The 21,469-nt window shown below is 62.6% G+C and carries 18 protein-coding genes, 1 tRNA gene and 3 pseudogenes; 20 read left to right on the top strand and 2 right to left on the bottom strand.

Annotated features, from left to right (window positions below):
- Positions 1–17 precede the first annotated feature (17 nt).
- Positions 18–929: an aldose epimerase gene (locus tag F3J15_RS19140; RefSeq protein WP_166893458.1), complete on the bottom strand. Its 912-nt coding sequence runs from the start codon at positions 927–929 to the stop codon at positions 18–20.
- 477 nt (positions 930–1,406) lie between these two features.
- Between F3J15_RS19140 and F3J15_RS19135 the strand changes: the two genes are divergently transcribed.
- The 4 genes and pseudogenes from F3J15_RS19135 to F3J15_RS19115 all read left to right on the top strand — a co-directional run.
- Positions 1,407–2,237 (top strand): undecaprenyl-diphosphate phosphatase, encoded by an 831-nt coding sequence (locus F3J15_RS19135; protein WP_039347620.1) that lies wholly within the window; start codon positions 1,407–1,409, stop codon positions 2,235–2,237.
- Positions 2,238–2,405: 168 nt separating this feature from the next.
- A tRNA-Arg gene (locus F3J15_RS19130) sits at positions 2,406–2,482 on the top strand.
- Between the two features lie 281 nt (positions 2,483–2,763).
- Complete coding sequence (locus F3J15_RS19125) at positions 2,764–3,003, top strand: hypothetical protein (RefSeq protein WP_205190870.1); 240 nt, start codon at positions 2,764–2,766, stop codon at positions 3,001–3,003.
- A 1,358-nt stretch (positions 3,004–4,361) separates the two neighbouring features.
- Positions 4,362–4,718: pseudogene (locus F3J15_RS19115) on the top strand (protein mobD); the annotation flags it as partial.
- A gap of 100 nt (positions 4,719–4,818) precedes the next feature.
- Here the strand turns inward: F3J15_RS19115 and F3J15_RS19110 are convergent.
- A pseudogene (locus tag F3J15_RS19110) lies at positions 4,819–5,187 on the bottom strand (DUF932 domain-containing protein); the annotation flags it as partial.
- Between the two features lie 2 nt (positions 5,188–5,189).
- Here F3J15_RS19110 and F3J15_RS37800 point away from each other — a divergent pair.
- The 16 genes and pseudogenes from F3J15_RS37800 to F3J15_RS19035 all read left to right on the top strand — a co-directional run.
- Positions 5,190–5,402, top strand: a pseudogene (locus F3J15_RS37800) (IS6 family transposase); the annotation flags it as partial.
- Positions 5,403–6,179: 777 nt separating this feature from the next.
- On the top strand, positions 6,180–6,854 hold the full coding sequence (locus tag F3J15_RS19105; protein WP_166893455.1) for a response regulator transcription factor: 675 nt from the start codon (positions 6,180–6,182) through the stop codon (positions 6,852–6,854).
- A 333-nt stretch (positions 6,855–7,187) separates the two neighbouring features.
- Positions 7,188–7,553: a hypothetical protein gene (locus tag F3J15_RS19100; RefSeq protein ID WP_166893453.1), complete on the top strand. Its 366-nt coding sequence runs from the start codon at positions 7,188–7,190 to the stop codon at positions 7,551–7,553.
- A gap of 56 nt (positions 7,554–7,609) precedes the next feature.
- Positions 7,610–9,829: an ATP-binding protein gene (locus F3J15_RS19095; protein WP_166893452.1), complete on the top strand. Its 2,220-nt coding sequence runs from the start codon at positions 7,610–7,612 to the stop codon at positions 9,827–9,829.
- A complete protein-coding gene (locus tag F3J15_RS19090) occupies positions 9,826–10,653 on the top strand; it encodes a Pvc16 family protein (protein ID WP_166893450.1) in 828 nt (275 codons plus the stop codon). Before F3J15_RS19095 ends, F3J15_RS19090 begins: the two co-directional genes overlap by 4 nt.
- Positions 10,654–10,681: 28 nt before the next feature.
- Complete coding sequence (locus F3J15_RS19085; protein ID WP_166893448.1) at positions 10,682–12,880, top strand: phage tail sheath subtilisin-like domain-containing protein; 2,199 nt, start codon at positions 10,682–10,684, stop codon at positions 12,878–12,880.
- A gap of 12 nt (positions 12,881–12,892) precedes the next feature.
- The gene (locus F3J15_RS19080; protein WP_166893446.1) at positions 12,893–13,321 is read left to right on the top strand and encodes a phage tail protein; all 429 of its coding nucleotides are present in this window, start codon (positions 12,893–12,895) and stop codon (positions 13,319–13,321) included.
- 18 nt (positions 13,322–13,339) lie between these two features.
- Entirely contained in the window at positions 13,340–13,717 is a 378-nt protein-coding gene (locus tag F3J15_RS19075; RefSeq protein ID WP_166893444.1) for a phage tail assembly protein, read from the top strand.
- On the top strand, positions 13,714–13,869 hold the full coding sequence (locus tag F3J15_RS19070; protein WP_240158911.1) for a DUF6760 family protein: 156 nt from the start codon (positions 13,714–13,716) through the stop codon (positions 13,867–13,869). Before F3J15_RS19075 ends, F3J15_RS19070 begins: the two co-directional genes overlap by 4 nt.
- A gap of 4 nt (positions 13,870–13,873) precedes the next feature.
- On the top strand, positions 13,874–14,785 hold the full coding sequence (locus F3J15_RS19065) for a hypothetical protein (protein WP_166893440.1): 912 nt from the start codon (positions 13,874–13,876) through the stop codon (positions 14,783–14,785).
- 13 nt (positions 14,786–14,798) lie between these two features.
- The gene (locus tag F3J15_RS19060; protein WP_166893438.1) at positions 14,799–15,458 is read left to right on the top strand and encodes a LysM peptidoglycan-binding domain-containing protein; all 660 of its coding nucleotides are present in this window, start codon (positions 14,799–14,801) and stop codon (positions 15,456–15,458) included.
- Positions 15,459–15,461: 3 nt separating this feature from the next.
- Complete coding sequence (locus F3J15_RS19055; protein ID WP_166893436.1) at positions 15,462–16,676, top strand: hypothetical protein; 1,215 nt, start codon at positions 15,462–15,464, stop codon at positions 16,674–16,676.
- A gap of 50 nt (positions 16,677–16,726) precedes the next feature.
- Positions 16,727–17,428: a phage baseplate assembly protein V gene (locus F3J15_RS19050; RefSeq protein ID WP_166893434.1), complete on the top strand. Its 702-nt coding sequence runs from the start codon at positions 16,727–16,729 to the stop codon at positions 17,426–17,428.
- A 9-nt stretch (positions 17,429–17,437) separates the two neighbouring features.
- Positions 17,438–17,737 carry a PAAR domain-containing protein gene (locus F3J15_RS19045; protein WP_166893432.1) on the top strand — a complete coding sequence of 100 codons (300 nt, stop codon included), beginning with the start codon at positions 17,438–17,440 and terminating at the stop codon, positions 17,735–17,737.
- 5 nt (positions 17,738–17,742) lie between these two features.
- Complete coding sequence (locus F3J15_RS19040) at positions 17,743–18,162, top strand: GPW/gp25 family protein (protein WP_166893430.1); 420 nt, start codon at positions 17,743–17,745, stop codon at positions 18,160–18,162.
- A complete protein-coding gene (locus F3J15_RS19035; RefSeq protein WP_205190869.1) occupies positions 18,159–21,332 on the top strand; it encodes a putative baseplate assembly protein in 3,174 nt (1,057 codons plus the stop codon). The genes F3J15_RS19040 and F3J15_RS19035 overlap by 4 nt, the downstream gene beginning before the upstream one ends.
- Positions 21,333–21,469 lie beyond the last annotated feature (137 nt).

Raw genomic sequence — 21,469 nt, 5'->3', positions numbered from 1 at the left:
GCGTTTCAGCCTACGTATCAGCCGGCGAGCGGGAGGACGCGAATCCGCAGGGTGGCCGTTTCGGTCGCGCCCGGCGCGAGCATGCGCAGCCCGAGGCCGTTGTGGATCGCATCCGGCAGGCCGAGCCACGGCTCGACGCAATAGAAGTCCGAATCCGGCTTCTCGGTCCAGGTCGTCACCGCATACCAAGGGATCGAACCCGGCACGTCGAGCGCGATCTCGATCGTGCGGCGGCGGCCCGGCATCACGATGCGCACCGGTGTGGCCGGCACGCTGTCGAGGCAGTGGAAGCGGTCGAGGATGTCCGGGTTGTCGAGGTGATAACGGGCTTCGCCCGGTTCGGGCGTGCTGATCGAACCGTCGGCCTGCTGCGCGCAACGATGCGTGGGCGGCAGCTCGAGCGTGGTTTCGGCGCGTTCGCCGTGCGGCAGCGCGAAATAGAAATGGTGGCCGGCGTAGTAGGGCAGCGGCGTGTCGCCGCGATTGGTCGTCGTCAGCGCGACTTCGAGCGTGTGCGAGTCGGCCAGCCGGTAGGTCGTTTCGAACCGGAAGTCGAACGGGTAACTTGCACGCAGCGCGTCGGTCGCGTCGAGCGTCATCGACAGCGCGGCGCCATCGGCCGACGGTTGCGCGGCAAACGGCAGGTCGCGCGCGAACCCGTGCATCGGCAGGTCGCGCACCACGCCGGCGGCGTCGCGCCAGCGGCCGAGTTCGCCGTCGACGCGGTGTCGGCCGAGGAACGGGAACAGCAGCGGGTTGCCGCCGCGCACGCGTGCGAGGTTGCTCCAGTCGGCCGTGTCTGGCCAGAAGATCACCGGTTCGCGGTCGACCTCCCATGACAGCAGGCGGCCGCCGAATTGCGGAGCGACCCGGACGAGCGACGGGCCGGCGTGAAGTTCGTGAATGTCGTGTTGCTGGAAGGTCGGCATGGCGAATCGGGTTGGGCGGGTGGACGGGAATGGCGCGCTCCATTATCGGGCCGTGGCGGCTCGGGGAAAACCCTTCTCGGGAAATCGCGAGTTTTTAAGACCGTCAACGGTCGGGATAATGCGTCTAAACCGGTGATGTTGCCGGGTCATGACACTTCGTGGAGGGGGCCATGGATCTGGCAATGGCAATGGGTATCGCACTGTTCGGCATGTTCACCGGCAGCACGGTATTATTTTTCTATCAGCTCGGCCGCTGACGGCAATTCCTGCCGAAGTCGAAAGGCCCGCCATGCAAATGGCGGGCTTTTTGCTTTCTGGCTGCTTACAAGTTGCAAGCGTTTGTGTGCATTGCCGCAATATCCAGCCAAATGCCTTGGCGCAGTAATCCGGGCTCGGCATAATCGGGGCGCGTTTTTCGGACGCGCATCGCGTCGTCCGCTTCTCTTTCCGCTCAAACTTCACTAAAAGGACCGACGCGTGAGTCTCTGGTTTCTGGTATTCCTGAGCGTCCTGCAGGGCGTCACCGAACTCTTCCCCGTCAGCAGCCTTGGCCATACGCTGCTCGTGCCGGCGCTGTTCGGCATGCACATCGACAAGCACGCACCGCAACTGCTGCCGTTCCTCGTCGCGCTGCACCTCGGCACCGCGCTGGCGCTGCTGTGGTATTTCCGCGCGCGCTGGATCGCGCTGATCAGCGGCTTCTTCGCGCAACTCGGCGGCCGCAAGAACGACGACGGGCACCTGATGTGGGCGCTCATCATCGGTACGATCCCGACCGGCATCGTCGGGCTGCTCCTCGAGAAGCGGATCGAGCGCGTGTTCCACGACCTGCGGATCGTCGCGGTCGCGCTGATCGTGAACGGCGTGCTGCTGTGGCTCGGCGATCGCATCCAGCGCAGCCGCGCGCATCAGGCACCGGAGAAGATGACGTTCAAGCAGGCGTTCTTCGTGGGTCTCGCGCAGATCGGCGCGCTGATTCCGGGCTTCTCGCGCAGCGGGCTGACGATGATCGCCGGCAATGCCGCGGGGCTGACGGCGGAGAAGGCCGCGGAATTCTCCTTCCTGCTCGGTACGCCGATCATCTTCGCGGCGGGTGTGCTCGAACTGCCGAAGCTGTTCCATGCGCGCGACCAGCTCGCCGATGCGCTGCTCGGCGGCGTGCTGACGGCGATTGCCGCGTACCTGAGCGTGCGGTTCCTGATGCGCTATTTCGAAGGGCGTGGCCGGCTGGCTTCGTTCGGCGTGTATTGCGTGATCGCCGGCGTGTTCTGCCTCGGCTGGTTCATGCTGCATCCGCAGCCGGTTTGATGCTGCGAAGGTCGATCTCGCGTGATGTGGCGCGATGATCGGGTATAATTTCGGGCTCGGCTTCATGCCGGGCCCGTTTTGTTTCGGGGCGTCGAGTTGGGTGGTTTTGTCGTTGCTCGATGCCTCGTGTCAAATGCAGCCCGCGCCAGCCGTGTCTTTTCTCCTCGACCGCCCTTAGCTCAGTTGGATAGAGCAACGGCCTTCTAAGCCGTAGGTCACACGTTCGAATCGTGTAGGGCGGGCCAATAGAATCAATGGGTTACAGGTGTTTTTCATGTGCCCCATTTTTATTTGACTTCGCCTCGTCTACACTAAGTCTACACAACCAGCACTCCCCGCTTCGGGCTGGCCAATTGGCGCCATTTGTGCGATTCGTGTTGGCCCAGTATCCGCTCCGCGATTGATGTTCGAGCGATCCTGCTATGTATCTCGTGACGATCTTTTAACTGCGTTGGTCCTCCCAAGCGGGTACGGCCCCGTCGTCTAATTCCGAATGAGACTCCGGGTTACGTATCCAGCATTGTGAATGTACGGCTCGCGGCTGACATTGCAGGCGAACACGTCGGCATTGATGTATGTGGGGCGGCGTCATCAATTCTTGGCAGACAAGGATCGCGACGCTGCGAGACGCGTGATCAATGCGATCTGCATCGGCGTAAAAGTCCTCACCCTGCAGCCTCAGATCGGTCGCCCCGTCGACGACATGGTTCCGGTGTTGTGTGAGTGGTTGATTGATTTCGCTAGCAGCAGCTACGTCATCATGTAGCGGTGCGACGGCGAAACAGCAGCGATACCCGCGGTACGGTATTGGAAAGAGGCCGGATATTGATTGGCGCGCTTTGATGACGGATTACTGGTAGTCCCATGATCGATAATGCGAGCGCACATTTCCGCCACATCCGCCAGTCAGCACGTTCGTTTCGAAACTGCTCGAGCGGCATAGCTTCGTTCACGACGCTGGTATGTTTTGAAGCGCATGGCGCCCAAAACCGGCGGTAGCCTATCCTGCCATCCTTCGATTTTTACATTGTTTCCGATGTCGAGTGTGACTCCCGTGCGTGCCATGTATAAGTTACGTGCAACAGAGATTCGCTCCGGTGCAATTGCGGTGCGTCGCGATTTTAAAGAAGCAGCGTAAAGAAGCAAGCGGCATGTGCACGGCCGAGTATTCCGATTGCATCAGGTGTGGGAACGTGGAGAGAACCTGTCAGCGTGCGATAAGTGAAGTGTGCATTCGACGCGTCACCGCCTGTAGAGCAGGCGCGACTCTTGTTCCGTTCGTTGTTGCATGGCCGTGAACGCCTGCGCAAATCTGATGAACGTGAATGGAGGCAGCGTAACAATCACAGGCAAGACGGATGAGTATCGCGTTCGCGCGCCGGTGACATCGAATACATTCTGGTCGTCCTCCAATGCGAATCGACGAGCACATGATGCTCGATGCAGTTTGCGCTCGTGTGCGCAAGTGGCGGGAACGTGAAATTTCATGTGCATCGAAGGGACATCAAATAACAGCAGAAAAATATTTCTTGTTCCGCCATATTCCTATGCATTCCAATATATTCCGTCCTCTCCGAAAACTGCATAAAACGGGTGTTAACGTCGCATAAGTGCCTGCGCAAGATACAGTGAAGGTTGTGTGCCGGAGCGAGCCATCTCGGTTGTCAGGAGTTTCACGCGCGGACAGTGGGAAGCGTTCGGACGCAGACTGGATGCGCTGACGGAAAAGCCGAAAGGCGATCAACCGATCAAGGTGAGGGATGGCGTCAAATCGATCCGTACATAAATCAGCGCGGCGCGGGAGAAGGGATGCACGCCGCATGAACTGATAGAAGAGGGAGCGCAGGAAGGCATCGGCGTGAGTCTCATTCCCTGAGATATGCGATGCGCCGCGCGGACGAAAAGGGGCGAATTCGACGGGCTGACAGGGACACGGCACGAGACCACACAGCAGCGCCGGCACGGGGTGGGAAGTCCATGCAAGTCGATTCGGCACGCGGTAAGCCGCCATGCGCTGAATCGCAACAGAAGCACGATAGGGGAATAACCAGAGCGGGCCAACAGGTTCAGGGCTTTCTCGGATTTCCGGTCAGCCCGGATACCGAAAACTTGTTGAGGTATGACATGGCAACAGAAAATCCCCCCATCTATATGACCGGCGGAAGCAAAGACGGTGTTGGCAGGTGCTTCGTGACGTTGGCGCCGGTCGGTTACCTTCGACGGACAGATGTCAATGTCGTGCTGGTCGAGACGGACACGTCCGATGCCGATGTCATGAAGGCCGTCCACGATGAAATCGAATGTGGGTCATGTGATCTGGACGACGTAAGCAGCTGGATCGACTTCGTCAATTATTGTGATTTTCACCGGGATGCGGTCGTCATCGTCAGCACGGCGGCACTGAGTCAGGCGGGTGTCGACCAATTTGGCGAGACGCTCGCCACCACGCTCGACGAGCTGGCACGGCGCCTTATTGTTCTGTGAGTCATCAAACGGCAGCGCGACAGCCTGAACTGCACCCCAAAAGTTGGACCTTGTTACAACCTTTGGGGGTGCAGTTCACACCGTCGCCCCTTGGCGCTCACGCTTTTATTTGGCGCATGGCGTCGGTCAGCATCCAGAGGGCGTGATTGAGCTTCACGTTCTGGTCGATGCCGGTGATGGGGCGCGTGGATATCGCGCGGCCCGTGCGCGAGCGTCCGTGCGGGTCACCCTTCGTGAGGTTTTCCTGCACGCGGTTGAAGACCGTCCAGAGGTCGTCGCGGCGATCCTCGAACCGGCGCGACGCGAGTAACGGGCTTTCTGTGATCGGAGCTGGTGCGTCGGCATCGGTCGAGTCGTAGTGCAGTGCGAGCGCGGAGCCGGCGAACGCGTGTTGCTCGTCGCGGTTGAGCGTGACGTCGCGCATACCTTCCCTCTGCTCGCGGATCAGGTCAAAACCGTCGAGCATGACATCAACCCGCGCGCAGGCGCGAGCGTCAGATGCGCGGCTTTCGCGGCCGGGCACGGACTCAGGCGTTTCTCTCGTGTTTTGGTCTGATCCGGCAGCACTTCGCGTTGCCCCGACATCGGATGAATGCAGGGCGTCACCGAGCAGAACTGAAGCGGCGCTTGGCCGCCTGGCGTCAGTGGATGATCGCAGAATCGGGTGTCAGTACATATTGATTGAGAAACCAACCGGTTTTAATAATTTTGACTTTAATTGGCCAGCCTGACATAGCCCGGAAAAGCGCGGTTACGTGGTGCGTTCGATGGTGGCCATTGCGAGTCGTCCGGATCGCGGAGGGCCGCTCCGATTAGCGCAAGAAAAGACGTCGCTGCGTAAAATCGAAATGGTCTGGCATGTCTTTATAAACAAAAGGCTTATGATATGAATTTACAACTACCTTGTTGTGACCCCAATTGGTGGGGAATGAGAGGGGTGCGCGGCAGTGAATTGATCGACTTCGTAGTCGGCAGGTCAGCCGATTTCACGACTGCTCTGATGCGGACAATGCGATTGGATTGCGTGAAGTTTCCTTTTAGATTAATTTTCTGACGACACTTTGAAATATTCCTATACTTGAGCGTGCCGCCACTGCGCTGCACACTGTTTATGACGAATTTCATATTGAACTTAAAAGAGCGTTTAACTACGATTTGCGTGCTGCGTGCTGCGTGCTGCGTGCTGCGTCCGCGGGTGAATTGACGCTTCGAATTTTGCAAACTATCTTGATGCGATGGATGTTCGCTGTTGTCAAGAATGGTACGCAACGCCGAGCGTTGTTCGCTCCCACACAAATCAGCGTCTTTGCAGATTTCTGGTCAGTTTCTGGGGGGATAGCTGTTTCGTTTCCTTTTCTGCGCTCACATTGTTTCGCTGCGTATTTGCCTTCGGAGGCCGACATGTTCAACACGCAACGCTCGCCATCAGCCCTATGCGTCTCGCGGTGAGCGCGCGCCATGCAAGGCGACTCTACGCTCGCCGCGGCGGTGGCCTGGTCGAGGCCGCGGGTCTTCATTCTGAGCGACGTGCGGCTGTACCGGGAAGGGCTTGCCTTGCTGCTGTCCGGGAACGAGTCGGTCGAGCTCGTGGGTGCTGGGCCGTCGTCCACTGCGCTTGGCGCGCTGGTTGAAAATCGCGCCGAGGTCGTGCTGCTGGATGCAGCATTGCTGATATGTCAGGGCTGGGTGCGTCGCGTCTGCGCGAACGACGGCATGAAGGTCGTTGTCTTTGCGCTTTCCGAAATGGATCAGGATGTCATTGCATGTGCCGAAGCAGGCATTGCCGCCTATGTTGAGCGCGATGGCACTGCGGAAGAACTCGTGGATGCGGTGTGCCGTGCGGTGCGTGGAGAGTTTCTGTGCTCGGCTCGCGTGGCGGGCCTCCTGTTTCGTCGCGTGTCGGTGCTGTCTGCCGAGCGGGCGCGAACGGCGGATGGCTCGGTGCTCACGCGGCGAGAAAGAGAGATCGTGCCGTTGATTGAGCGCTGCATGTCGAACAAGGAGATCGCGCGTCATCTCGACGTTGGTACAGCTACCGTCAAGAATCATATCCACAACATGCTCAACAAACTGCAGGTTCGCCGCCGCAATGAAATACCCGCGCGCGCGCGCAGCAGCACCGAGCGCTCCTGATCGAAACTGCGAGGCAGGTGTCTTCACGACATCGGTTTGCTGGCAGCGCTTCCAGAATCCCCTTCGTGTGTTTGGGCGTCATTCGGACGCGGCGCGATGCCGTGCCGCGTTCGGAGCGCCCGGTCTGAATCCGTCGATCTGAATCCAGTGGTCTATGTCGGTGTACCAGTCGGCGCGTGCCCAAAGCGGGGACGCACTCATACGCGATTTTCCGCGGCGGAGTGACCTTGCCGTGCATCTGGTTGGGGGGCCGGAAGATATGGATCTTCGATTGCGGTTCGCGTGGACCTGGCGGTTCATTTCGGGTCGGCGCAGGTACGCCTACGCTGAAGCATGAACAAGGAACGTCCAATTCGCGTTCTGCTTGCCGCGATGCCTGCATTGCTAGCCGACATTGTCAGCCAGGTCGTTCAGTCCGTGCCTGGCACGGCGATTGTCGGCCGGCTCGCCGAAGGCGAAGACCTGGTGGCCGCGGTGCGACGCACACGCACCGATGTGGTGGTGGTCGGCGAAAACGAAGAGGATGCCAAGCAGGAATACGCTCCGTTGATGTCCGGCATACCGGGAATCCGGGTGCTGACGATTGCAAGCGATGGCAGGACAGGGCAGCTCTATGAGTTGCGGCCGAAGCGCACGCCGCTGGGAGAGTTGTCGGTCGATGCGTTGCGTCGCGCCATCCGCGATTGGCGCGCGACATGAGTCGCCGAACAGGTTATTTCGTTGGGAACGCATGTTAAACAAGAGGTTGGCAAACAATGAGCGCCGTCGTCGAGCCCGACCACCGTGACACGACCGTCCCAACAGACTATTCGCAGCTGCTGGCCGCGCTGGGCAGGCTGGACGAGTTGCTGGCTGTTGCAATCGGCGAAGCCGGCACTGTCGATGACACGGATCCGGCCGGCGCCTTCTACCGCGGTTTGCAAATCAATGCGGCCGATGTCGAACGGATTCTCGCCGGGCGGCCTGCCCAACCCTGGTTTAGACCCAACATGTCGACTGACGCGCTTGCGAGTATCGGCGCAATCGAAGTCCCGAAGATGGCATGGCTGATGCGCGCGTTCGGGCTGACCGGCTTCGATGTCGACGTTGTGTTGCTTGCGCTCGCGCCCGAACTTGATCTGCGCTACGAAAAGCTGTACGCATATCTGCAGGACGATGTGACGCGCCGACGGCCCAGCGTGGAGCTGGCGCTCGATTTGTTTTCGACGAGCGCGGAAGACAAACTCGCGTTGCGCTCGAGGTTCTCAGCCGACGCGCCGCTCGTGCGTCATCGCGTCGTCCTTCCGATGCCAGACCTCAACCGTTCGCACTCACCGCTGCTCGCGCACGAACTCAAGCTCGATGAGCAGATCGTTCAGTTCCTGCTGGGAGACGACGCGCTCGACCGTCGTCTCGTCGGTTACTGCCGCATGCTGGAAACCGCGGCCTGCGGCGAAGTCACCGAAGCGGACCGGGGTGTCCATCGTGCGCTGGCGGAAATTGCCAACGACGCCGGCCAGACCAGCGAACCGTTGCGCCTGTATTTCCGCGGCGCAAGCGCGGTGTGCAAACTGAGCGCCGTGCAAGAGCTCGCGCGTGCGCGCGGAGCCCGCATTCTCGTTGTCGAGCTGGCGCGTTGCCCACTGGAAGCGAACTATGTGGGCGAGCTGCTTCAGGTCGTCTTTCGCGAAGCATGGCTGCGCAATGCGGTGATCTATCTCGACGGCTTCGATGCCTGGGCAGGCGCTGAAGCCGGCTCCGCGCGCACTGCACTCGCCGACCTGCTTGCAGCAGACGAAGGCATTGTAATCCTGTCCGGCATCGCGCCCTGGACGCCGTGCACGCTGAACACGCGAGGCGTGCTCGAGCTTGCCTTCGACGTCTTCGATCGCGACTCGGCCATGGAATGCTGGCGGACCGAGCTCAGCCACGCATCGATTGAGCTACCCGACGCCGGAATGATGCTCCTTGGCGACCGGTTCCGTCTCACAGCCGAACAGATCGCGGACGCCGTGCGCTGCGCGGCGGTGAGCGCTCGCTGGGCCGCGGCGCAGTGCGCAGCAAGCGCGGCAGCAAGCGGCACGGCGGATGGCGCTTCGGAAGACGATCTGGAGCGATTGTGCGCGGCCGCGCGCGCCGAATGCGGCCACGAACTGAACCGCCTCGCGCGCAAGATCACGCCGCGCTACACATGGGACGACATCGTCCTGCCTGCCGACGGACTCGAGCATCTTCGCGAAGTTTGCGAGCAGGCGAAGCACGCGCATACGGTTTACGGGCGCTGGGGCTTCGGCCGAAAGCTCGCGCTCGGCAAGGGGCTCAACGTGCTGTTCTCGGGCCCGCCCGGAACTGGCAAGACCATGGCAGCCGACGTTCTTGCCAAGGAATTGCGTCTCGATCTCTACAAGATTGATCTTTCTCAGATCGTCAGCAAATATATCGGCGACACCGAAAAGAATCTCGACCACGTTTTCAGCGTGGCCGAGCATTCCAACGCGATTCTCTTCTTCGACGAAGCCGACACCCTCTTCGGCAAGCGATCGGAGGTCAAGGATTCGCACGACCGCTACGCGAACATCGAAGTCGGCTACTTGTTGCAGAAGATGGAGGAGTATGAGGGCATCGCGATCCTCGCCACCAACGCGAGACATCACTTGGACGATGCGTTCGTGCGTCGCATGCAGGTGATCATCGAGTTTCCGTTTCCGGAAGAAGCGGAGCGCAGGCGGGTCTGGCAAACGGTCTTTCCGCGCGAGACGCCGCTCGGCGACGACGTCGATTTCGCCGCACTCGCACGCACAGTCCGGCTTGCGGGAGGCAACATCAAGAGCATCGCCTGCGCGGCGGCCTTCTACGCGGCAGCCGACGGCGGCGCGATCCATATGCCGCATCTGATGAAGGCGTCGCGCCGCGAGTACCAGAAGCTTGGCCGCACGCTGAACGACATCGAGTGGAACGGCGTGTCCGTGCCTGTCACTTCGAGGGGACGAGCATGATCGACGATCTCAGCCGGACGCTGCAGGCGATCCTCGTGAAAAGCGCACCGGCGCCGCTCAAGGACATATTGCTCACGTTCGACCGTCCGGACGACAGTTTCGATCCCCAGCATACGACGCTGAACCTGTTCCTTTACGACCTGCGCGAGAACCTCGAACTGCGCAGCAACGAGCTGACGATCGAGAAGCTGAACAACCAGTCGGTCACGCACAAGGCGCCGATGCGCCTCGACTGTTCCTATCTGGCGACCGCCTGGCCCGTCGGCGGCGCCGATCTCGCGATGCAGGAGCAACTGCTGCTAGCCCAAACGCTGCAGACGTTCGGGCGCTTTCCCACCATTCCGGCGAACTTCCTGCAGGGCGCGCTGAGGATTCAGGAGCCGGCGCTGCCGATGGTCGCGCTGCATCCCGACGCGGTGAAGAACCTCGCGGAATTCTGGACGTCGCTTGGCACCAGGCTGCGCGCCTCGCTGACCGTCACGGTGACGATCAGCGTGCCGCTTCTCGACGACGTCCCCGACTATCTCGTGACGACGATGACCACGGGCACATTGCCCGTTGCGGGCGCGCCGCCCGATGCGCTGATCCAGATCGGCGGGCAAGTGCATGATGCACTGGGCGCCGGCGTGCCGGACGCGCTCGTGGATCTGCTGGACGTCGGTCTGCGCACGAAGACTGACGGAGACGGGAATTTCGTGCTGTCCGGCGTGCCGGCCGGCCTGCACACCTTGCGTGTGACCGCGGTCGGCTTCCAGTCCGACACCCGCGGCGTGGTGGTCCCGGGCCCTCTGCTGGAGTGCCAGGTCACCCTGGCGCCACTGTAACGATATCGACCTCAAAGGAGTATCCGGAATGACATTCGTCGCGACTAACAAGGCGCCCGGAGTCTACATCGATGAGATACAGATCCCCGGTCCGATTGCGCCAGCGGGCACGAGCACCGCGGCTTTCGTGGGTCCCGCGAAAAGCGGTCCGCTCTACCAGCCGGTGTTTCTGACGAACGCGCAGCAGTTCGTGGATACGTTCGGCGCTTACATCGAAGATCCAATTCGTGTTTATGCCGCCCATGCCGTAAACGGATTCTTCAACGAAAACGGCACCACCTGCTATTTCGTGCGGGTGGGAACGGGTGTGCAGGCATCGCTGGCGCTGAAGGATCGCAACACTGTGAATGCGAAGCCGACGCTCGTCGTCACGGCGTTGTTGGAGGGCGTCGCGGGCAACGGCATCACCGTGACGGTCGACGATGCCAGCATCAACAGCACCGCGCGGGTCGTAGACGGGCAAGGTCCCATCAGTGCACCGGCCTCAATCAACAGCGCAACGAACACGGGCGTGGTGTTGGCCAATGCCGCCGATGCAGCGAGATTCAGTGCAGGAGACTGGATCGTGGTCGAGCAGCCAGGGCCACCTGTGCAGAGCGAACGCGCTCAGGTGGCAAGTATCGCCGGCGCGGCAATCACGCTGAAAGCAGCTCTTGCGAATGCATATGGCGCCGGCACCATTCGTCTGCCTGGCAATCAGATCGAGCTTGCGAGTGCCACCGACGCCGCGAAGTTCATGCCAGGCGACACGGTCGTGGTCGAGCAGGCTGGCCCCCCGGCGATCAGCGAGACGGCCCAGGTGGCAAGCACGCGTGGCGCTAGGCTCATCTTCGCGGCGGATCTGACCAACAGCTACACGGGCGGCGACGTGCATATCGCCGATCTGGCGGCTGGGCAGACCCGCATTCGTTTGACCGACGTGACCGGCATGGAGCCGGGCAGTTGTCTGAGCGTTGGTCCCGACCCGGCTAATCCTGCAGACGGGGAGGTTGCGGAGGACGTGGTCGTGCGAACGGTGGACACGATCACCAAAAGTGTCACCCTGACCCAGGGACTGGCGGCGGCGCACAAGCTCGATCGCGCTGCCCCCGCCGTCGTGACGGCGAAAACGCTCGAATTCAAGCTGACCATCACGAGCGCTTCGGCCGGCGCCGAAGTGTTCGACAAGCTCGCCATGGATCCGCGTCACAGCCGCTATTTCGCCAAGGTGGTCAATTCGCAGGTCGTGACCGTCACGCTGGCTGATCCGCCGACCTCGACGCCGCCATCGAAGAACCGGCCCCTCGTGATCGCCGCCACGAATTTGGCCAGTGGTGCCGCCGACGATGTAAAGAGCATCACCGCGGCGAATTACCACAAGGCGATCGACACGCTGCTGCGTGTGCCCGACGTCAACCTGCTGTGCATCCCCGATGCGGTCGGTGGGAACTTCTCGGCCGCGGACACGCAGGACATCCAGTCCTACATGATCGCGCACTGCGAAAAAGTCGTGAACCGCTTCGCGATTCTCGACTCGGTCAGCAGTGCGAATACGGATATCAGCAAGGTCGTCGCGCAGCGCAACAACCTGAATTCCGAGCGCGGCATGGCATCGCTGTACTTCCCGTGGATCAAGATCTCCAATCCGCTTGGCAGCGGACGCGTAAGCGTACCGCCGTCGGGCCACATCGCCGGCGTGTTCGCCAATAACGACAACACGCGCGGCGTGTTCAAGGCGCCCGCGAACGAGCCCGTCACGATGGCGCTCGACCTGGAAGACGTGGTGACCGACGACGTGCAGGGCCCGCTCAACGAGCAAGGGGTCAACGTGATTCGCGCGTTTCCGGGCCGTGGCATCTTGGTGTGGGGCGCACGCACCCTTGCGCCCTCCGACGTCACGCAGTGGCGCTACAACAGCATCCGGCGCTTCGTGAATTTCGTCGAGGCGTCGTTGCGCGACGACACGCGCTTTGCCGTGTTCGAGCCCAACAATCCAACCCTGTGGGCGACGATCCAGCGCCTCGTCAAGGACTTCCTGACGACGCAGTGGAACAACGGGGCGCTCGAAGGCGTGAAGGCGGAAGACGGCTTCAGCGTGCGGATCGATGCGCAGCTGAATCCGCCGGACGTGATCGCGCTTGGCCAGTTAATCATCGAAGTCAAACTCTACACGGTGCCACCCGCGGAATTCGTCGTGTTCCGGATCATCCAGCAGCCGGGTGGTCCGAGTGTCACCGAGTCGGTCTGAAGGAGCATTGTTATGGCGAATACACGCGTAGACCCATTCAAGGGCTTCCGTTTTCGGGTTGAGATCGACGGCATACAGCAAGCGGGCTTCAGCGAATGCAGCGGACTGGGATCTCATGTGGAAGTGATCGAGTATCGCGAAGGCGGCGATACCGAAGTGCACAAGCTGCCGGGTAAGCCCAGCGTTCCCGACATCACGCTCAAGTGGGGCGCCACCAACTCGCGAGAGCTGTACGACTGGCATCGCACTGCCGTGGTCGGCCAGATCCAGCGCCGCAACGGGACAATCACGCTGTGCGACGACACCGGGCAGCCGCAGGTGCAATGGCACTTCTTCGGCGGCTGGGCCAGCAAGTGGGATGGCCCGAGCTTTAACGCGAAGGGCAACGACGTGGCCATCGAAACCCTGACCATCAGTTGCGAGCGCCTGGAAAGGGGCTAGCCGCATTGGAGGGATATCGTGTTCCAGACCGAGTTTGAGTTCACGCTGCCGTGGGGCTATGCGGATGCCGACGGCAACCTGCATCGTGAAGGTGTGATGCGTCTTGCGACGGCGGCAGACGAAATCCTGCCGCTCAAGGACCCCCGAGTGCAGACCAACGAAGCCTATCTGATCGTGATTCTTCTGGCCCGCGTGATTTCGAGCCTGGGGTCGCTCGCCCAGGTGACGCCAAAGGTGATCGAAGGGCTGTACGCGTCGGATCTCGCCTACCTGCAGGACTTCTACAACCGCATCAACCACGACGGTCGCGCGAGCGTTCCGGCCGTCTGCCCGCGATGCGAGAACGCGTTTTCAGTGGAGTTGAATGCGCCGGGGGAGTACAGGGCTACCCCTTGAACCAGCTGTATCAGGAGGTAGCTTTTCTCGCCTATCACTTTCACTGGCCGCGCAGCGACGTGATGAACATGGAGCATCACGAGCGGCGCCGGTGGGTGGAAGAGATTTCGTCGATCAACCAGCGCATCAACGAAACGGTGCCGGGAGCCTGACGCAATGAAGACTGGCATTCCGTTCGGACGGCGCCCGCAGCGGGCGCTGCAGAGAACGCCCATGGGGTTGCCTTCGAAGCTGCATCTGAGGTTGCCGCTGCAGCCGCATAGCCGCTGGCTGTCGTGGGCAATGCGCGTGCATCGCAGGTTCGCGCGTACCGCGTTCCGGCAAGGCCCGCCGACGTTCCGGCTGTTGCAGCTCAAGGCTGCCCGGTTTGCGACCGAGGTGCGCGATACGCATCAAGCGTTCCAGTTCGCCTGGCATCTGCATCCGGCGCATCGGCCCGCGTTCGACAGCATGGGTGCGTCCACGATGCCGTCGCTTCGCGGCGGTGCACTCGGGCGCTCGGCGATGCGCGCCGGACTGGCGGGGTCGCCGCATGTGGATCAGCGTCTCGCGCGGCATGTGGTTGCGATTGCGCCTGCCGTGCGCACAGGTCACACACCGCTGTTGCCGAGGGGGGCGCCTGGCGTTCAGATGTCATTGCTCGCACGAGTGCGGACTATGGTCGAGCGTGTGCAGTGCGGTATTGCGCTAGCCGAATCCGGCACGGAACCGCCAGGCGTGCGCGGCGTCGCGCGCGTATTGGCGAGCGGCGTATGGGCGACTGGAACGTTGGAAAGCATCGTGCGGAGCGCGACGCGTGTCGAAGTGCCGTCTGCAATGCGCGTCCGGCTTATCGACCGGCATGGTGTGGACGGCGGGCCGCTCGGCTCTGGCTTCGCACGCGAGCCGTCGCAGCAGGCGTCCGAAGCCCGCGCCACAATTCGCCCGCCGGGGGCGGATAGCACGCATACGGCGCCGTGGCTCGCGCGCGGCGAGACGACCCCCGATGTCGCTCGGATTGCCAATCAGGTGATGAGGCAGATCGACGAGCGGATGGTCGCGTGGCGCGAGCGGATGGGCAAATTCTGACGGAGCATAATGCATGGGCCTCGCCAAAGCACGGATCACTGTCGAGCACACCGGCGCGTCCTTCGACGTCCTCTTCAATCCTGAAGAGTATTCGCTGAACAAGGACAACAACTTTGCGTCGCAGGGCATCCCTGGCCTGAGCGGACCGCTGTTGCAGTTCGTCCACGGCAATGTGCGCACGCTGGAAATGGAGCTGTTCTTCGACACAAACGAACCGGCGCCGCCGCGCGACGTACGCGAGGAGACGCAAAAGGTCGTGGGCCTGCTCGATATCGACTCCGATTTGCACGCGCCACCCGTACTGCGTGTGTCGTGGGCGTCGCTGCAGTTTCGCTGCGTGCTCGTCAAGGCCGCGCAGAAGTTCATCCGCTTCCTCGACGACGGCCGTCCGGTGCGCGCAAAGATCAATGTCATCTTCAACGAATTTATCGATCCGGACACCGAAGCGAAAGAGGTCAACCGTCAGACCGCCGATTTCAGCAAGGTGCATATTGTGAAACGCGGCGAAACGCTGAGTCTGATCGCCGCGCTCATGTATGGCAGCCCGCAGGTCTGGCGCCCGATCGCCGTTGCCAACGGCATCGACGATCCGCGTTCGATCGCCGCGGGCCAGGCGCTGCGCATACCGGCGCTGCCGTTCGTCGATCCGGCGACGGCCGAAGTCGTGAGCTAGATCATGGCCGAATACCCTCGCTACGCTCCGGCGTTCAGGATCGGAATCAACGGCGACCCGTTGCCGCCACAGCTCGCGTCGTCGGTCATCAGTGTGAACTACGAGGACGGGATGCAGGGCGCGGACCGCGTCGAAGTCACGTTCGCCAATCGCGACCTGCATTTCCTCGATCACCCGCTGCTGCAGGTCGACAATCCGTTCACGCTGTCGATCGGCTACGCGCCTGATCCGCTGGAAGAGGTGTTCGTCGGTGAAATCACGGGGGTCTCGCCGAGCTTCCCCGGCAGCGGCATGTCGACCATCAAGATCGTTGCACAGGACTTCCTGCAGCGGCTCACGCACGGAAAGTCCGACCGCGCGTACTACGTCAAGACGCCGAAGCTCGATAACCTGCCGTTGCCCGATGCGCTGGTCGCGTCGATTGTCAGCGCGACCAACCTGCTGATTCCGTATCCCGATCCTGTGGGCGGCGCGCTCTCGGTGGTGATGACGCTCGCGACCTATCTGCAGATGCCCGGTCTCGCGCAACATGGTGTGCCGAAACAGAGTTCGGAGAGCGACTTCGATTTCGTCACGCGGCTCGGCAAGCAGAACGGCTGGGAGGTGTACATCGACCATACGCTGGAGCCGCGCGGCCGTGTGTTGCGCTTTCAGTTCCTGCTGCAGGACTACTCGCCGAGCCTGACACTGCGCTGGGGTCAGTCGTTGATGGACTTTTCGCCCAAGCTCACCACCGTCGGCGACGTGTTCGGCATTTCGGCACGCGTGTGGGTGGCCCCGATCAAGATGGAGTTCGTGATCGTCGTGGGTTGGGATTTCGATCGTGCGACTTTCAACCTGTCGATCTATCCCGGCGCGCTCGATCTGGAAAAGCTGATTGGCGCCAATGCGAAGAAGACCATTTCGATCAAGCCGACCGGGTTCACGCTCGCGCTGCAGCAGATCCTCTCGGACCTGTTGCCGCGCCTGAACAACCGTCTGACCGCCTCCGGCAGCACCATCGGCAACCCGGCGATCAAGGCGGCGCGCGTGGTCGACATGGAAGGACTCGGCGACCAGTTCAGCGGTCTGTACCGTATCACCGAAGCGAGCCACGTGTTCGACAGCAGCGGCTATAAGACGAACTTCAAGGCGCGCAAGGAAGTGTGGTTCGGCTCGATTCCGTTGCCGAAGAGCCCATCGCGACTGCTGCGGGTGCAAGGGCAGCCGATCCATTAACGACGCCTTCGGGCACGACGTGAAACGTCACGTCAACGACGGAGAAAAGCATGGCGACAAACTTTCTTGAATGGGCCGGTGAGGCGCTCTCGAAAAAGGAGAGCGGCTACTCGGTCGCGCCGGCGGTGGTCTCCGACAATACCAACCTGCTGCTGGACGGTCGCGTTCAGGTGCGCATTCCGTCGCTGCCCGAGCTCGACGTCTGGGCGCGGCCCGTCTCGGTCGGCGGTGGTGCCGGACGCGGCTTCATGTGGCTGCCGGAGATCGAGGACGAGGTGCTGGTCGCGTTCAATCAGAACGATGCGCGCGACGCCTATCTGCTGGGTGGCCTGTGGAACACGCTGGACCGCCCGCCGACGAAGCTGCCTCCGAACCCGCTGGATTTCACGACGAAGCGGATCCTGCAGACGGGAGTGGCGGGCGGGATCGGCCACAACATCACCTTCGACGACGCGAAGCAGTCGATCACGATCACCAGCAGCACATTCCAGACCGTCACGATCGACCCGAAGAAGATCGACATCAGCACGGCGGGCGGCGCCATCAGCATCACGCTCGATCTGGGCGCCACGCCGCCGGGCATCACGCTGCAAACGCTGGGCGGCAATATCACGCTGAAGGCGCCTGCCGGGAAGATCAGCCTGCAAGGCGCGCAGGTCGAGGTGCAGGCTACGGCCAAAGCAACGCTCAGCGCAAAAGGCGACTGCACGATCAAAGGGGGGATGGTCTTCATCAACCCGCCAGGCCCATAAGGAGTCGACATGCCGCTTGCAGCCAGAACAGGAGACCTAACGAGTCACGGTACGCCGCTCGGGCCGCCGGGCGCGGGCAGCCCGAACGTGCAGATCGGCGGCATGCCGGCGTGGCGCGCGACGCTGGACAGCCATGTCTGCTCGCTCGTCACGGGCACGGTGCCCCATGTGGGCGGCGTGGTGTTGATGGGCAGCACGACCGTTTCCATCAACGGTATGGCGGCGGTCCGGCAAGGTGATCTCGTGGCGGAGGCGGGGCCGCCGAACAGCATTGTGGCGGGCTGTCCGACTGTCGTGATCGGAGGGTGATTCAAATGAACGGCGGTATTGACGACGTGAAGGCTTTTCTCGGCATTGGCTGGGCATTCCCCCCTTGCCTTGCGAGCGACGGCCGGGCAGCGCTCAAAAAGTACGAAGACGATATTCATGAAGCCATTCGCATCATCCTCGGCACGGATCGGAACGAACGCATGATGCGGCCGGACTTTGGCGCCGGCCTGAACGATTTCGTCTTCGAGCCGCTCAACGCCACCACCATGCATCTCGTGCAGACCCGCGTGCAGGAAGCGCTCGTTGCGTGGGAGCCGCGCATCGACGTGCTCGACGTCAGCGTCACGAGCGACACGTCGACTCGCAACCAGTTGCTGATCGACATGACCTACCGGGTGCGCGCGACCAATTCGCAGTACAACCAGGTGTATCCGTTCTTCCTGCAGGAGGGCTCGGCGGCATGATGACGAACCCACAAGCGCCAGTCGATTCGCGCGGCCTGAACGATCTCGTGGCCGAGATTTTTGCGCGCCATCCAGGCTGGGTGGCAGACTGGATGCCGGCCGCGAACAGCGCCGGCAACGGGCTCGCATGGATCGCCGCGCGCTACCGGCAGGCCGTGATCCAGCGCCTGAACCAGGCGCCGGCGAAAAACCGCACGGCGTTCTTCGATCTGCTTGGCATCGGGCTGGTCCCTGCGCGCTGTGCTCGCGCGCCGCTCGTATTCCAGGCGACGCCGCAAGGTCCGGACAGCGTCGCGCCCGCAAGCACACAGGTTGCCGCACCGCCTCCGCGCGGAGGTTCCGCGCCGCTCGTTTTCGAAACCGAGCGCGAGGTGGGAATCATGGCGGCGAGCCTCGTGCAGATGGTCAGCCTGTGGTCCGGCCGCGACCAGTATCTCGATCATTCGTCCGCGCTCGCGTCGGGCACGCCCGTCACGCTATTCGACCCGCTGCTCATGCAGCCAACCCCGCATGCCATCTATCTGGCTCACGACAAGCTGCTCGCGCTCACAGGATCCGTGTCGCTCGACGTCACTTTCGAGCTGTCCCAGCCGTCGATCTCCGCGCTCGAGTTGCTCTGGGAATACTGGGATGGTGTGGTGTGGCGCGGCTTCAAAGGTATGAACCCCGCCTGCGCAGGCATTGCCGAACCGCGTCTGGACGGTACGATGAGCATGACGAGAAGCGGCACGTTCCATCTGCAGACCGATTGCGCTCAGGCCGTGAAAACCACCGTCGCGGGAATCAACGCTTACTGGATCCGCGGCAGGCTCACACAACCGCTGCCGCCCGACCCGGCGCGCGTGCTGCCGGAAGTCACCGCCATCCGGCTGCAGACCTCGTTGAGTCAGCCGGTGGACCCGATCGCGCCCTCCGGCGCGGCAGGCACGGCCACGCCCGCAGGCGCGCAACGAGGTCTGCTGCCGGATCACGCGTTCGTGAACGAGACGGAACTCGATCTGACGAAGGGCTTTTATCCGTTCGGGCAAATGCCTCAACCCGGTATCGCGTTCTACTTCTCGAGCAACGAGATTTTCAGCAAGGCGGGTGCCGGCGTGGAGGTCGTACTGGCGAGCACGCAGACACCGCAAGACCAGGTGAGCGCCGACAAGTCGACCGAGCTCTCGCACGAGCTGGCATGGGAATACTGGAACGGCGCCGTCTGGACGAGCCTGACGGTGAGCACGGTCCCGCAGGATCCCACGATCAGCAAGGGGGACCCCAGCGACCTGAACGCGACCGGGCAGATCCTATTCACGGTCCCGGACGACATGGCGAGGACGAAGGTCGGCGGGCAGGACGGGCTTTGGATGCGCGCGCGCCTCGCAAGCGGCGGCTACGGGTTCACGGCGACGATCGACGTCGGCACGTCCGGCACGTCGGATGGGGGTGGGGTGGCGGGGGCGCCCGCCGCGAGCTTCACCTACGTCGTCGTCCAGCCGCCGGCGTTGAACGCGTTCAGGCTGGGTTATGCCTGGAGCGACGGACCGTATTTCGCCGAACACGTGCTCACGCATAACGACTTCCAGTTCGAGGACCACACGTATGAAGCGCAGTGGCCCGGCAACGGTTTCCTGCCGTTTCATCCCGTGGCGGACGTGTCGCCGGGGCTTTACCTTGGCTTCGACCGCAAGTTACCGGTAGCCGATCTCGGTCTGTACTTCGACATCGTGGAGCAGCCGGGCGACGACGAGGGGCCAGCGCTAGTCTGGGAATACTGGAACGGCGGCGGCTGGATCAAGGTCACCGCGACCGACGAGACGGGCAACCTTCGGCTGCCCGGCATCGTGTCGTGGATCGGCGCGGACGATAGTCAGGCATTGGCGCGCTTCGACGCCGCGCGCTTTTGGCTGCGCGCGCGGCTCAAGGAAGACGGCCCGCCCGGCGAGCCAGTTGTGAACGCGGTGATGCCGAACGCCGTATGGGCATCGCAGCAACAGACGGTAAACGACCTCGCGCTCGGCGCAAGTTCCGGACTGCCGGAGCAGATCTTCGTGATCACGCAGATTCCGGTTCTCGATGGCGAGCGCATCGAGGTGCAGGAACTGGCCGGCGCGCGCGCGAATGTCGAATGGCGCATCCTCGCCGCCAGCATCGTGCCGGACGATCCGGACATCGTGAACACGATCGAGCGCGAGTTGGGGCAAGAGGGTCCGCAGACCGATTTCGTCCATGGCGATCTGCGTGTCGTGCGCGATCGCAACAAGCTGGTTTCGCAGGTGTGGGTGTGCTGGCATGGCGTGCCGTACTTCTATCTGTCGCAGTCCGCCGACCGTCACTACGTCATCGATGCCGCGAGCGGCCGGGTCCTGTTCGGCGACAACGTCAACGGCAAGATTCCGGCCGCGGGTTCGCTGATCCTCGCGAAGCAGTTTCGCACCGGTGGCGGGTCGGCAGGCAACGTGGATCGCAACACCATCACGCAGCTGCTCGGCTCGCTGCAGGGCGTGCAGGCGGCGGCCAATGTGCGCGCGGCGGAGGGCGGCAGCGATGGGGAAACACCGCGCAGTTTCGACGATCGTGCGCCAGGCACCCTGCGCTCGCGTGGCCGCGCGATCACCACCAGCGACTACGAGACGCTCGCGCGGGAAGCCTCGTCGGCAGTGGCCGTCGCCCATGCTGTCGCCACTCGCGACAGCAACGGACGCACGCGTCCCGGCTGGATCACGCTGTTGATCCTGCCGGCGAGCCAGGCGCCGCGTCCCACGCCATCCTTCGGGCTGCGCGATGAAGTCTCGAGCTATATCAAAGCGCGCATGCCGGCGGACCTCGTCGCAGGGACGCGGCTGATTGTTTCCGGGCCGAATTACGTCGGCATCGACGTGAGCGCAACGCTGACGCCGCTCGATCCGTCGCTCGCCTGGGACGTGGAGCAGTCGGCGCTGACCGCGCTCGGGACCTTCCTGCATCCGCTCACGGGCGGGCCCGAAGGCAACGGATGGTTGCCGGGGCGCGGCGTGTATCTGTCGGACGTCGCGGCGGCGCTGCGGGGTCTGCCTGGGCTCGATTATCTCGAGGAGCTTGCGCTGCTGCGCGATGGCGTCCCGCAAGGGGACAGCATCGTGATAGCGGCGGACTGCACGGTTGCGGCGGGGCAGTTGCGCATCAACATCAAGGCGGCCGCGTCATGACGCGGTGTCGAATGCAAATGGAACGGCGATGAGATACGTGCCCCAGAAGGAAGGCGAGGCGGTGCAGGACGACGAGGCGCGTGCGCGCGCCTTGCCGCTGCCGCGCGCGGCGCACGGCGGGCAGGCCGCCCCGCAGC

This window comes from Burkholderia sp. Ap-955, from assembly GCF_011753045.1.
GTDB lineage: Bacteria > Pseudomonadota > Gammaproteobacteria > Burkholderiales > Burkholderiaceae > Burkholderia > Burkholderia lata_D.
The sequence above is the reverse complement of the archived record's forward strand: the minus strand, read 5'-3'. Positions and strand labels throughout refer to the sequence as shown.